Genomic DNA, 11,545 nt, shown 5'->3' with positions numbered 1-11,545 from the left:
TCCGGTGGAGCGGATCGAGGTCGCCGCGCTCGACGATCCGCGGCTGCGCGACTACGCGCACGCGACCGACGTCGCGCTGAAGAACGCCCGCGGCCCGCACGGCCTGTACATCGCGGAGTCGGCGCTCGTGCTCGAGCGCGCGATCGCCGCCGGGCACCGGCCGCGCTCGGTGCTCGCCCTCGGCGGGTCGGCGGCGGAGGCCGAGCGCCTGGTCGGCCGCTTCGACGTCCCCGTCTTCACAGGCCCGGGTGAGCTCCTGGCCGAGCTCACCGGCTACACCCTGCACCGCGGCCTGATCGCGGCGATGGACCGGCCCGTGCTGCCCGACCCGGCCGGCCTGCTCGCGGGAGCGCGCCGCGTCGTCGTGCTCGAGGGCGTGGTCGACCCGACGAACGTCGGCGCGATCTTCCGCTCGGTCGGGGCCATCGGAGCCGATGCCGTGCTGGTGACGCCGCGCTGCTCCGATCCGTACTACCGCCGCGCCATCCGCGTGAGCATGGGAACGGTCCTCCAGGTGCCCTGGACGCGCGTCGGCGACTGGCCGTCGACGCAGCGGCTCCTGCACGGAGCGGGCTTCACGATCGCGGCGATGGCTCTGACCCCGGAGGCGGTGCCCCTGCGGGACTTCGCCGCCCGCGCTCCGGAGCGCGTCGCCCTCGTGCTCGGCACCGAGGGGCAGGGTCTCACCGCCGACGCGCTCGCCGCCGCCGATGTCGCCGTCCAGATCCCGATGCGGCACGGGATCGACTCGCTCAACGTCGCTGCGGCGTCGGCGGTCGCGATGTGGGCGCTCGCCGAGCCCTCCTGAGAGGCGCGCCTGTGCCCCGTTGGGGGTGCCACTGAGACGTGAGAGCGCGCCCAGCGCTCGCCGGAAGCATCGACTGCGCTACCGTGGCCGCACTCCTGCCCGCAGCCGTCACGAACGAGGTCGTCCATGCTCCTGCGCACGACGCTCCGCCCGCCCGTCGCGCTGCTCGTCGGAGTCGCGCTCGCACTGAGCCTCACCGCCTGCTCCGGTCCCGCCGCGGAGGTGCCGGACGGGTCCGTCCGCGACTCCGGCTCCGTCGCGACCGCCGCCCCGGCGCCCACCGGCACAGCCGATCCCGAGAGCGGCGCGCGCATGACCCGCCTGATCAGCGACTGCCTCGCCCGCTACGGCCTGAGCGACCGGCCGCCGCTCGCGAGCCCGCTCGCGGAGGAGGAGGTCCGCCTGGCGGCGCAGCGCGCCCGTGACGCCTACGACGCCACCCTGACCGACTGCTCGGCGCAGGCGCTCGCGTCCGGAGAGCCGAGCAGTGATCCGACGGGGGAGCCCGGCAGCGAGCCGACCGACGATCCCGACGCCGACTCCACCCCCGCTCCGGCGGGTTGACCGTGCGACTCGAGGGGACGTCCGCGCTGATCGCGGGGGGAGCATCCGGACTGGGAGCCGCGACGGCGACGGCGCTCGACGCCGCAGGAGCGCGCGTGGTCGTGCTCGATCTGCCGCACGCGGTGGAGGCCGCGCGTCTGCCCGCCTCCGTGCAGCTGATCGCCGGGGACGTCCTCGATCCGGACGCCGTCTCGCGCGCCGTGGAGGCGGCGGGGGAGCTGCGCGTCGCCGTGAGCTGTGCGGGCGTGGCCACACCCGGGCGGCTGCTCGGACGCGACGGGCCGCTGCCGCTCGAGCAGTTCGAGCGGGTGCTGCGGATCAACACGACCGGGACGCTCAACGTGCTGCGCCTCGCCGCGGCGTCGATCGCCGAGCGGGAGCCGGTCGACGGGGAGCGGGGAGTCCTGGTCACGACCGCCTCCGTCGCCGCCTTCGAGGGGCAGATCGGACAGGCGGCCTACGCCGCGTCGAAGGGAGCCGTGGCGGCGATGACCCTGCCGCTCGCGCGCGAGCTCGCGGCCCGGCTCGTGCGCGTGGTGTCGATCGCACCGGGCACGTTCGACACGCCCCTGCTCGCCGGGCTGCCGGACAGGGCCCGCGAGGCGCTCGGCTCGGCGACGCCGCATCCGGCTCGCCTCGGACGCCCCGAGGAGTTCGCGGCCCTGGTGCGGCACATCGTCGAGAACCCCATGATCAACGGCGAGACCATCCGGCTCGACGGGGCTCTGCGGCTGCCGCCGCGCTGAGGGACGAGCGGGCGCAGGCTGCCGGTCGAGACGTGCGGGCGTCTCGACACGCCGCTGCGCGGCTGGTCGACCGGCATGAGGCGGCGGCGGTCGCGAGACGCCGCTGCGGCGTCCGTCAGACGAGCAGCTGGTGCTTGGCGAGGTCCCGGTAGAGCGGCGTCGATTCGACGAGCTCGGAGTGGGTGCCGACTCCCACGACCTCGCCCTTCTGCAGCACGACGATGCGGTCGGAATCGACCACCGTCGACAGGCGGTGCGCGATCACCAGCAGGGTCCGGTTCTCGGCGACCGCGTCGATCGCCAGGCGCAGGCGCTGCTCGTTGAGTCCGTCGAGGCTCGACGTGGACTCGTCCAGCAGCAGGATCGGCGGGGCCGCCAGGAGCGCGCGGCCGATCGCAAGGCGCTGACGCTCACCGCCCGAGAGCATCACTCCGCTCTCGCCCACCGGCGCGTGCAGGCCGAGCGGGTTGCGCTCGAGCACGTCGGTCAGGTTCACCGCCTCGAGCACCCGGAGGCAGTCGGCGTCGTCGGCGTCGGGGCGGCCGAGGACGAGGTTCTCGCGGATGGTGCCGGCCAGGACCGGGGCGTCCTGCTCGACGTAGCCGATCTGCGCGCGGAGCGCGTCGCGGTCGATGGCCGTGAGGTCGACACCGCCGAGTCGGACGACGCCGGCCTCCGGGTCGTAGAACCGCTCGATGAGGGCGAGGATCGTGCTCTTGCCCGCTCCCGACGGCCCGACCAGGGCGGTGCGCTTGCCGCGCGGCACGGTGAAGGAGACGCCGCGCAGGACGGTGCGGTCGCGCTCGTCCGCTACGGCCGCCGCGTCGGGCACGGCGCCCTCCTCGTAGGAGAACACCACGTCCTCGAAGGAGATGGCCTCCTCCGCCACGCCGGCGCCGAGGCCGCCCGCGGAGGCGTCGCCGTCGCCCTCGATCGGCAGGTCGATGATCTCCTGGATGCGGCCGAGGGCGCCCAGCGCCGAGTTCACCGAGGTGATGGCGCCGATGAAGTTGCCGAGCGGCATCACCATCATGAAGAGGAAGAGGATGAACGAGACCAGCTGGGCGATGTCGATCGCGCCGGACGCGACGCGGTAGCCGCCGACGCCGAGGACGGCGAGGAAGGCGACCTGCATGGCGATCCCCGCCACCGGCACCACGAGGGCCGAGACGTGCGCGACGCGGATCCCGAGGCGGTACGCCTCCGTCGCGTGCTGGTCGACGACCGCGATCTCGCGATCGGTGGCTCCGGCGGCACGGATCGTCCGGACGGCGCTGATGGCGCGCTCGACGGCCGCGGCCAGATCGCCGACCTTCTCCTGCGCCTTGCGGCTGGCGGTGCGGATGCCGCGGCCGAGGGTCAGCGCGAGCCCGAGGGCCACCGCCACCACCGCCACGATGATCAGCAGCAGCACCCAGTCGATGACGGCCATCGCGATGATCGCGCCGACGAAGACGAGGGAGCCCGCGATCGAGTCGACGAGCCCCTGGGTCAGCACCGCGCGCAGGAGCGTGGAGTCGGAGCCGACGCGCGAGACGAGGTCGCCGGTGCGGCGCGCGTCGAACTCCCGGATGGGGAGGCGCAACAGCCGTGCGACGAGGCGGCGGCGGCTCGAGAGCACGATCCCCTCGCCGGTGCGCTGGAGCAGGTAGTGCGCGAAGCCCGAGATGAGCCCGGAGGCCACGACCAGGCCGACGAGGGCCCACACGAGCGGGCCGAGATCGAGACCGGACTGGACCCGGGTGATGACCTGGCCGACGAGCAGGGGCTGGCCGAGGCTCGCCGCCGCTCCGAACAGACTGAGGACCACGACGACCGAGAGGATGCCGCGGTGCTCGAGCAGGTAGGGCACGAGCTGCGAGAAGGAGGCGCGGGGTCCGTCGTCGCGGGAGGGTCGTCGTCCGCCGCGCCGGGAGGTGGTGGTGCTCATCGCCGTCCATTCTGCCCCGTCGTCGCTGCGAGCAGGCCGCCAGAGGGCGGGCCCGGTGCTCAGGGAGGGAGCGGAGACGCGGACGGCCCGCCGGGGGATCCCGTCGGGCCGTCCTCTGCAGGGAGTCCTACGAGACGTTGTCGTGGTACGACGCGTTCTTCGTCTCCTTGGAGAGCAGGAGCGCGATCAGCGTCAGCACGGCCGCGGCGCTGAGGTAGAGGCCGACCAGCACGGTGCTGCCGCCCGCCGCCCTCCACAGCGCGACCGCGATGATCGGCGCGAGGGCCGCTCCGAGGATCGATGCGAGGTTGTACGCCATCGCCGAGCCGGTGTAGCGGACGTTGGTCGGGAACAGCTCGGGGAGGACGGCGCCCATCGGGCCGAAGGTCAGGCCCATCAGCGTGAAGCCGAGGATCAGGACCGCCATGACGCCCGCGAAGCCGGCGCTGAACAGGGGCACGAAGAGCAGGCCGAAGACGAGGATCGCCGCGGTCACCACGAGCAGCGTGCGCCGGCGGCCGAAGCGCTCCGCGAGCGGGCCGGAGACGAGCGTGAAGATCCCGAAGAACACGACGCCGACGATCAGCATGACGAGGAAGTCGTTGCGCGTGTAGCCGAGGCCCGGAACCGCGCCGTCGACGGGCGAGGTGCCGTAGGTCAGCGTGAACGTGGTCATGAGGTAGAAGAGCACGTAGGTCGCCAGCATGATGAAGGTGCCCAGGATGAGCGGGCGCCAGCTGGTGACGAAGACGCGGGCGAGGGGCAGCTTGGCGACCTCGCCCTTCTCGACGACCTTCTGGAACGCGGGCGTCTCGACGAGCTTGAACCGCACGTAGAGCCCGATGATCACGAGCACGGCGCTCGCCAGGAACGGCACGCGCCAGCCCCAGGCCGCGAACGTCTCGTCGCTCATCGTGCTCGCGAGCACCAGGAACAGGACGTTGGCGACGATGAAGCCGATCGGTGCGCCCAGCTGCGGGAAGGTGCCGTAGATGGCGCGCTTGCCGGCCGGTGCGTTCTCGGTCGCGAGCAGCGCGGCTCCGGACCACTCGCCGCCGAGGCCGAGGCCCTGGCAGAAGCGCATCACGACGAGCAGGAACGGAGCGAGGAACTCCCAGCCGGGCGTGAGCGCGGTGGGCAGGCAGCCGATCAGGAAGGTCGCGACGCCCATGGTGAGCAGCGAGGCGACGAGGGTGCCCTTGCGGCCGACGCGGTCGCCGAAGTGGCCGAAGATGATCGACCCGATCGGGCGCGCGATGAATGCGACGCCGAAGACGGCGAAGGAGGCGAGGAGGGCCGTGGCCGGGTCCTCGTTGACGAAGAAGAGCGACGGGAAGACCAGGACGGCGGCGGTCGCGTAGGCGTAGAAGTCGTAGAACTCGATCGAGGTGCCGATGAGGCTGGCGAGGATGACGCGGCCGCGGGAGTTCTGCGGGGCGGCTGCTGGCGCGTCGGAGACGGCGGGAGAGGACATGAGGGAGGGGCTCCGTGTGGACGGCGACTCCCCCTGAGCCGGCGGGGCGGGGCGTCGATCGGGCGTCGCGGACCGCTGGGGCGAGGGGGAGGAGAGAGGGGTCGCTCGTGACGACCCGACCACTTTACTCCGTGTTCTCCCAGGTTCGTGTGCGGGCGGCCCCAGGACGGGGGCCGCCCGCAGTGGTTCAGCTGCGCAGCGAGCGGAGGAGCAGAGCGGTCGAGACCGCCGCCTCGGCCGCCTCGCGCCCCTTGTCCTCCTTCGAGCCGGGAAGGCCCGCGCGATCGATGCCCTGCTGCTCGGTGTCGAGGGTGAGCACGCCGAAGCCGACCGGCTTGCCCGTCAGGATCGAGACGGTGGTGAGCCCGGAGGTGGCGGCGTCCGAGACGTACTCGAAGTGCGGGGTGCCGCCGCGGATGATCACGCCGAGGGCGACGACCGCGTCGGCCCCCGCCTCCAGGGCCGCCTTCGAGGCGACGGGCAGCTCGAACGAGCCGGGCACGCGCACGAGCGACCAGGACGCTCCGGCCTCGTCGAGGGCTCGGCCCGCTCCGGCGATCAGACCGTCGCTGATCTGCTCGTGCCAGGTCCCCGCGATGACGACGACGCGCAGTCCCGCGCCGTCGAGAGGGGAGGTGGTGGGGGCGCCGCTACCGGCCATTGCTACTCCTTCGTGGTGGCGCCGGCGATCCCGGCGTCGAGGGCGAGGCCGGAGATCCCGGCGTCGAGGGGGTCGTGGTCGAGGACGCTGTCGAGGGTGTGGCCCATGCGGTCGCGCTTGGTCTCGAGGTAGCCCTCGTTGAAGGCGCCGACCCCGACGACGAGCGGCACGCGCTCGGCGACGACGATGCCGCGGTCGGTGAGCTGGCGGACCTTCTCGGGGTTGTTGGTGAGCAGGCGCACCTCGGTGAGGCCGAGGTCCTCGAGGATCCCGACCGCCGCTCCGTAGTCCCGCGCGTCGGCGGGGAGCCCGAGGGCGAGGTTCGCGTCGAGGGTGTCGAGGCCGTCCTCCTGCAGGCGGTAGGCGCGCAGCTTGTTGATCAGGCCGATGCCCCGGCCCTCGTGCCCGCGGAGGTAGACGACGACGCCGCCGTCCCGCTGGATCGTGTCGAGGGCGGCGTCGAGCTGGGGCCCGCACTCGCACTTCAGCGAGCCGAACGCCTCGCCGGTCAGGCACTCGGAGTGCACGCGCACCAGGGCGGGCCGCCCCGCGGCGACCTCTCCCGCGAGGATCGCGACGTGATCCGCTCCGGTCTGCCGGTCGCGGTAGGCGCGGATGCGGAACGGGCCGTGGGTGGTCGGCACCGTGGTCTCGACCTCGAAGCTCACGCGCGCGCTCTCCGGGACCGCGACCGTGACGGGCACCTCCGCGTCGCAGTGGAACTCCTGCAGGTACGCGATGAGGGCCGCGACCGTGGTCACCGGCACGCCCTCGCGCTCGCCGAGAGCGATCAGCCCGGGCAGCCGCATCATCTCGCCGTCCTCGGCGACGATCTCGGAGATCGCGCCCACGGGGTACAGGCCGGCGAGCTTCATCAGGTCGACCGCCGCCTCCGTGTGCCCGTCGCGCTCGCGCACGCCGCCGTCGACGGCGCGCAGCGGCAGGATGTGGCCGGGGCGGTTCAGGCGGGAGGGGGTCGCCTCGGGGTCGGCCAGCACGCGGAGGGTGTGCGCGCGGTCGGAGGCGCTGATGCCGGTGGAGAGCCGGTCGGCCGCGTCGACGGACAGCGTGTAGGCGGTGCCGCGCGGGTCCTCGTTCTCGACCACCATCAGCGGCAGGGCGAGGCGGTCGGCGATCTCGTTGGTCATCGGCGCGCAGATGAACCCGGAGGAGTGGCGGACCATCCAGGCGATCGTCTCCTGGCTGGCGAGCTGGGCCGAGACGATGACGTCGCCCTCGTTCTCGCGGCCCTCGTCGTCCGCGACGATGATCGGGCGCCCGGCGCGCAGCGCCTCGACGGCCTCGGGGATGGTGGCGAGGCTCATGAGCGGGCCTCCGCGATCGAGCGCAGTGCGAGCATCCGCTCGACGTGGCGGGCCAGGACGTCGGTCTCGATGTTGACCCGATCGCCGATCGCGCGCGCGCCCAGCGTGGTGACGGCGAGCGTCTCGGGGATCAGCGAGACCTCGAACCACTGCTCCGGGTCGGCGGCGGGGCTGATCGCCGAGACGGTCAGCGAGACGCCGTCGACCGCGATCGAGCCCTTGTCGACGACGAGCGGAGCGATGCCGGTCGGCAGCGAGAACCGCAGCACCCGCCAGGCCTCGCCCGGTGCGATCGCGAGCAGCGTCGCCGTGCCGTCGATGTGGCCCTGGACGATGTGGCCGCCGAGCCGGTCGCCCACCAGCGCGGCGCGCTCGAGGTTCACGGGGTCGCCGACACCCACGGTGTCGAGGGTCGACATCCGCAGGGTCTGCGCCATGACGTCGGCGGTGAAGCCCTCGTCCGTGTGCTCGACGACGGTGAGGCAGACGCCCGAGACCGCGATCGAATCGCCGTGCCGCACGCCCTCGACGGCGAGCGGCCCGCGGATGCTGAGGCGGATCGCGTCGGCGCCCGCCTCGACGGCGGTCACGACGCCCTTCTCCTCGATGATTCCGGTGAACATCAGTGGGTCTCCATCTGCAGGGCGTGGGGGAGGCGGGCCGGGGTGCCGGCACCGCCCGCTGGGAGGACGTCGGGGCGCGCGGTCACGAGGAGGTCGTCGCCGAGGATCTCGACCGAGCGGAGGGAGAGGCGCCGGGCCCCGCCGATGCTCTCCACGCCGAGGTCGCCGAGCGCGAGGCGGGGGCCCCCGAGGAGCGCGGGCGCGAGGAACACGAGGTACTCGTCGACCAGTCCGGCGGCGACGAGCGCGGAGGCGAGGGTCGGTCCGGCCTCGACGTAGACGCTGCGGATCTCGGCGGAGTAGAGGTGCGCGAGGACCGCGGCGAGGTCGCGGGTGCGCTCGACCACGACGGCGCGGGGGTGCTCGTGCAGGCGGGCGCCCGGCGGCACGGGGCGCGTGCCGACGACGACGGGCACCGGCTGGTGGGCGAGGAGCTCGCCTCCGTCGCCGCGGGCGGTGAGCGCGGGATCGTCGGCGAGGACGGTCCCGGTGCCGACGAGGATCGCGTCGTGCGCGGCACGCTGCTCGTGCACGCGCTGACGGGCCGCCGCTCCGGTGATCCAGCGGCTGCTGCCGTCCGCCGCCGCGGTGCGGCCGTCGAGGGTCGAGGCCCACTTGAGCGTGACGAAGGGGCGGTGCAGGCGGGTCGCGGTGAGCCACGGGTGGAGGAACTGCTCTCCCTCCTCGGAGAGCACGCCCTCGATCACCTCGACGCCGGCCTCGCGGAGGGTGCGACCGCCGCCGGCCGAGCGCTCGCCCGGGTCCGGCACGGCGTAGACGACGCGGGAGACGCCCGCCTCGATCAGGGCGCGGCTGCAGGGGCCCGTGCGCCCGGTGTGGTCGCACGGCTCGAGCGAGACGACGGCCGTCGCGCCCTCGGCGGCGCCCGGCGCGACGTGCGACAGGGCATCGACCTCGGCGTGCGCGGTGCCGGCTCCGTGGTGCCAGCCCTCGCCGAGGACGGTGCCGTCGGGCGCGAGGATCACGCAGCCCACGCGCGGGTTGGGTCCGCGAGCGGGCCCGCGCTCGGCGAGCGCCAGCGCCCGGCGCATCGCGTGCTCGTAGTCGATCGTCATTCCCGGTTCTTCCGTTCGTCGCCGAACTCCGGGGTCTCGATCGACGGTGCGCGGGCACCGTCGCTCAGCATCGCGCGGTGATGCGCGACGCTCGTGCTGCCTCTCCTCCGGACTTTCACCGTCGGTCCTGGAGTTCCACCAGGTCAACCGCCGCCCCTCTCGAGGGGCTGCGGCTCGCGGACTGTGACCGCCGGTTCGGAATTCCCACCGACCCCGGAGCACGTGCTGTCCGGTCAGCCTACCCACCCGCCGCCCGGCGGGAGCCTCCGCGCGTCACACTCCCGGCGCACGGTCGGCTGGCGCGGGCGGGCGGCGCTCGGACCCCCGCGCGGCAAAGGACGCCCGGCTCAGTGCCGGTGCTCGTCCACCCAGCGCGGGAAGGGGTCCGCGTACTCCGCCCAGGCGGCGGGGCCGGCCAGCAGCTCCTCGGGGGTGAGCAGGCAGCTCTGCAGGACGGCGGTCAGCCTCCCGGTGTCCAGGCCCGTCCCGAAGAAGGCGAGCTCCTGGCCGAGAGGCGCGTCCTCGTCCCAGCTGAGCAGGCTGGTCGGGTCCAGCGTCAGCACGTCGCCGGCGACCGACCACGAGCCGACCCGGTCGGCGCGCGTCGCCAGGCGCACCAGGCCGCGGGAGCGGAGGATGCGGCCCACCTTCTCCGCCACCAGCTCCCCGTGGACCGCCGTGCTCAGGCGGCCGGGGTGGAAGGGCAGCGGATCGCGGAACACGAACTCCTCGACGGTCGTGCCCGAGGCGCGGCGCCGCGAGGTCCCGTAGAGGGCGCACTGCCAGCCCATCGAGGAGGCGATCGCGTGCGCGCGCCGGGGGTGGAGCCTCCGTGGCGCCGCCGGGAGCTCACCGGCGGGGAGGAGATCGGCGGTGGGGGCGAGTGCTCGCAGGAGGTCGCGGACGAGTGCGGTCCGCTCGGGGTCGCTCTCGGAGAGGGGCTCGGCGAGGGCGATGAGGCTCGAGAACTCCAGGCGGGCGGCGAGGCGCTCCGCCGAGTCGAAGGAGGGGCCCGCGCCGCCGCAGAGCACGCGCAGGATCTCCTCCGTCGACGTCACGGCGACCACGTCGAGGATCGCGATGCGGGTGTCGGCGGGATGCCGCTGCGCGCAGAGGTGCTCGAGCACGAGTCCGATCTCGAGCGGGTCGGCCTGGCCATCGAGGGCGACGACCGTGTGACCGCGGTGGCCGTCGTCGGCGTCGGCCGCGAGGCGCCGGTGGAGCTCCTCGGCGAGAGCGGGACCGTCGGCGCCGGGCGGATCGACCTCGAAGGCGATCCGGGACTCGGGCCTGCCGGCGAGGAGCGCGGCGGTCCGCCCGGCGTCCCGGGGGTCGGTCGCGCTGACGAGGGTGACGGCGAGGACGGGGGGTGCGGGGTGGTGGGGCTCCATGGACCGCTACTCTATCGATAACAGTTCTCATTAACGACAGGAGCATCCGTGAAGGTCCGCAACTCCCTCAGGTCGATGAAGGCGCAGCCCGGCTCGCAGGTGGTCCGCCGCCGGGGCCGCGTCTTCCTGATCAACAAGCTGAACCCGCGCTTCAAGGCCCGTCAGGGCTGAGCGCCGACGGGAGGGTGCGAGCCCTCCCGTCGCGCACGGCCTCAGTGCTCGTCGTGGTGGCCGGCGTGAGCGGCGTGCTTGTGGCCGTCGTGGACGAAGTCCACGTGGTCGTCGTGCTGCACGGTCTCGTGGCCGCAGGCGTCGCCGTGCTCGTGGTCGGCGGTCGAGTGCTCGGCCTCCGACTCGTGCTCGTCGTAGTGGTCGCCGTGCAGGGCGTGGTGGTGCGTGCCGTGGACGTAGTCGACGTGGTCCTCGTGCTGCACGGCCGGGTGGCCGCAGCCCTCGCCGTGCTCGTGCTCGGTGACGGGGTGCTCGGCGTGGAGATCGGTGGTGCTCATGGTGCTGCCTTTCCGGATGCGGGGGCCGCGGACGCGACGGGCTCCAGTCGACCAGATCCATAAACGCATTGCAATGGATGCGCCTAATCGAGAGCGATCATCGTTCCCGACAGGGACGGAGGTCACCCCTCCAGGGCGTGCCGGACAGCGTCGTCGACGATGTGCGTGACGTGGGTGTCGGCGACGGAGTAGTGCGCCTCGCGGCCCACGCGCTCGACCGCGACCAGCCCGGCGGTGCGGAGCATCCGCAGGTGCTGCGAGACCAGCGGCTGCGAGAGCCCGGTCACCTCGGCCAGCCGCCCGACCGTCGACGTCTCCTCGGCGAGGGCCCGGAGCAGGCGCAGCCGGGAGGAGGAGGACAGCACCTTGAAGAGCTCGGCGGCGGGTTCGAGGTCCTCGGTCATCTGCTCATGTAAGCAGAGGTGCATGCGCCGTGTC

At 73.5% G+C, this 11,545-nt stretch carries 13 protein-coding genes and 1 riboswitch; of the genes, 4 read left to right on the top strand and 9 right to left on the bottom strand.

Annotated elements, in window-relative coordinates; all coding sequences use genetic code 11:
- The first annotated feature begins 4 nt into the window (after positions 1-4).
- The 3 genes from C5C44_RS10300 to C5C44_RS10290 all read left to right on the top strand — a co-directional run bounded on the left by C5C44_RS10300 (position 5) and on the right by C5C44_RS10290 (position 2,118).
- On the top strand, positions 5-808 hold the full coding sequence (locus C5C44_RS10300; RefSeq protein WP_104335802.1) for an RNA methyltransferase: 804 nt from the start codon (positions 5-7) through the stop codon (positions 806-808).
- Positions 809-934: 126 nt separating this feature from the next.
- The gene (locus C5C44_RS10295; RefSeq protein WP_104313966.1) at positions 935-1,372 is read left to right on the top strand and encodes a hypothetical protein; all 438 of its coding nucleotides are present in this window, start codon (positions 935-937) and stop codon (positions 1,370-1,372) included.
- A 2-nt stretch (positions 1,373-1,374) separates the two neighbouring features.
- Positions 1,375-2,118: an SDR family NAD(P)-dependent oxidoreductase gene (locus tag C5C44_RS10290; protein WP_104335815.1), complete on the top strand. Its 744-nt coding sequence runs from the start codon at positions 1,375-1,377 to the stop codon at positions 2,116-2,118.
- 115 nt (positions 2,119-2,233) lie between these two features.
- Here C5C44_RS10290 and C5C44_RS10285 read toward each other — a convergent pair whose 3' ends face one another.
- The 7 genes from C5C44_RS10285 to C5C44_RS10255 all read right to left on the bottom strand — a co-directional run bounded on the left by C5C44_RS10285 (position 2,234) and on the right by C5C44_RS10255 (position 10,598).
- A complete protein-coding gene (locus C5C44_RS10285) occupies positions 2,234-4,048 on the bottom strand; it encodes an ABC transporter ATP-binding protein (RefSeq protein WP_104222219.1) in 1,815 nt (604 codons plus the stop codon).
- A 127-nt stretch (positions 4,049-4,175) separates the two neighbouring features.
- A complete protein-coding gene (locus C5C44_RS10280; RefSeq protein ID WP_104222221.1) occupies positions 4,176-5,522 on the bottom strand; it encodes an MFS transporter in 1,347 nt (448 codons plus the stop codon).
- A 187-nt stretch (positions 5,523-5,709) separates the two neighbouring features.
- Positions 5,710-6,183, bottom strand: coding sequence for a 6,7-dimethyl-8-ribityllumazine synthase (gene ribH / locus C5C44_RS10275; protein WP_104222223.1), 474 nt, complete (start codon positions 6,181-6,183; stop codon positions 5,710-5,712).
- 2 nt (positions 6,184-6,185) lie between these two features.
- Positions 6,186-7,508: a GTP cyclohydrolase II gene (gene ribA, locus C5C44_RS10270; RefSeq protein WP_104222225.1), complete on the bottom strand. Its 1,323-nt coding sequence runs from the start codon at positions 7,506-7,508 to the stop codon at positions 6,186-6,188.
- Positions 7,505-8,131: a riboflavin synthase gene (locus tag C5C44_RS10265; RefSeq protein ID WP_104222227.1), complete on the bottom strand. Its 627-nt coding sequence runs from the start codon at positions 8,129-8,131 to the stop codon at positions 7,505-7,507. Before C5C44_RS10265 ends, ribA begins: the two co-directional genes overlap by 4 nt.
- Positions 8,131-9,207 carry a bifunctional diaminohydroxyphosphoribosylaminopyrimidine deaminase/5-amino-6-(5-phosphoribosylamino)uracil reductase RibD gene (gene ribD, locus C5C44_RS10260; protein WP_258062141.1) on the bottom strand — a complete coding sequence of 359 codons (1,077 nt, stop codon included), beginning with the start codon at positions 9,205-9,207 and terminating at the stop codon, positions 8,131-8,133. Before ribD ends, C5C44_RS10265 begins: the two co-directional genes overlap by 1 nt.
- Before the next feature lie 91 nt (positions 9,208-9,298).
- A riboswitch (FMN riboswitch) is annotated at positions 9,299-9,431 on the bottom strand.
- 123 nt (positions 9,432-9,554) lie between these two features.
- Positions 9,555-10,598 (bottom strand): GTP-binding protein, encoded by a 1,044-nt coding sequence (locus C5C44_RS10255; protein WP_104335801.1) that lies wholly within the window; start codon positions 10,596-10,598, stop codon positions 9,555-9,557.
- A gap of 48 nt (positions 10,599-10,646) precedes the next feature.
- Between C5C44_RS10255 and ykgO the strand changes: the two genes are divergently transcribed.
- Positions 10,647-10,769 carry a type B 50S ribosomal protein L36 gene (gene ykgO / locus C5C44_RS10250; RefSeq protein WP_104222231.1) on the top strand — a complete coding sequence of 41 codons (123 nt, stop codon included), beginning with the start codon at positions 10,647-10,649 and terminating at the stop codon, positions 10,767-10,769.
- Positions 10,770-10,810: 41 nt separating this feature from the next.
- Here the strand turns inward: ykgO and C5C44_RS10245 are convergent, their stop codons facing one another.
- Entirely contained in the window at positions 10,811-11,107 is a 297-nt protein-coding gene (locus tag C5C44_RS10245) for a hypothetical protein (RefSeq protein ID WP_104335800.1), read from the bottom strand.
- A gap of 122 nt (positions 11,108-11,229) precedes the next feature.
- A complete protein-coding gene (locus C5C44_RS10240; RefSeq protein ID WP_104222235.1) occupies positions 11,230-11,511 on the bottom strand; it encodes a helix-turn-helix transcriptional regulator in 282 nt (93 codons plus the stop codon).
- Between the last annotated feature and the right edge of the window lie 34 nt (positions 11,512-11,545).

The sequence above is a fragment of the Rathayibacter sp. AY1F6 genome (genome assembly GCF_002932035.1).
GTDB lineage: Bacteria > Actinomycetota > Actinomycetes > Actinomycetales > Microbacteriaceae > Rathayibacter.
Note: the sequence above shows the minus strand (reverse complement) of the source record. Positions and strands in the feature narration are given on the sequence as shown.

Coding starts and splice junctions, on each gene's coding strand:
- C5C44_RS10245 (WP_104335800.1), bottom strand. CDS start 11,107: ATGAGCACCACCGATCTCCACGCCGAGCACCCCGTCACCGAGCACGAG.
- C5C44_RS10255 (WP_104335801.1), bottom strand. CDS start 10,598: ATGGAGCCCCACCACCCCGCACCCCCCGTCCTCGCCGTCACCCTCGTC.
- C5C44_RS10240 (WP_104222235.1), bottom strand. CDS start 11,511: ATGACCGAGGACCTCGAACCCGCCGCCGAGCTCTTCAAGGTGCTGTCC.
- ribA (WP_104222225.1), bottom strand. CDS start 7,508: ATGAGCCTCGCCACCATCCCCGAGGCCGTCGAGGCGCTGCGCGCCGGG.
- C5C44_RS10295 (WP_104313966.1), top strand. CDS start 935: ATGCTCCTGCGCACGACGCTCCGCCCGCCCGTCGCGCTGCTCGTCGGA.
- C5C44_RS10265 (WP_104222227.1), bottom strand. CDS start 8,131: ATGTTCACCGGAATCATCGAGGAGAAGGGCGTCGTGACCGCCGTCGAG.
- ribH (WP_104222223.1), bottom strand. CDS start 6,183: ATGGCCGGTAGCGGCGCCCCCACCACCTCCCCTCTCGACGGCGCGGGA.
- C5C44_RS10280 (WP_104222221.1), bottom strand. CDS start 5,522: ATGTCCTCTCCCGCCGTCTCCGACGCGCCAGCAGCCGCCCCGCAGAAC.
- ribD (WP_258062141.1), bottom strand. CDS start 9,207: ATGACGATCGACTACGAGCACGCGATGCGCCGGGCGCTGGCGCTCGCC.
- C5C44_RS10285 (WP_104222219.1), bottom strand. CDS start 4,048: ATGAGCACCACCACCTCCCGGCGCGGCGGACGACGACCCTCCCGCGAC.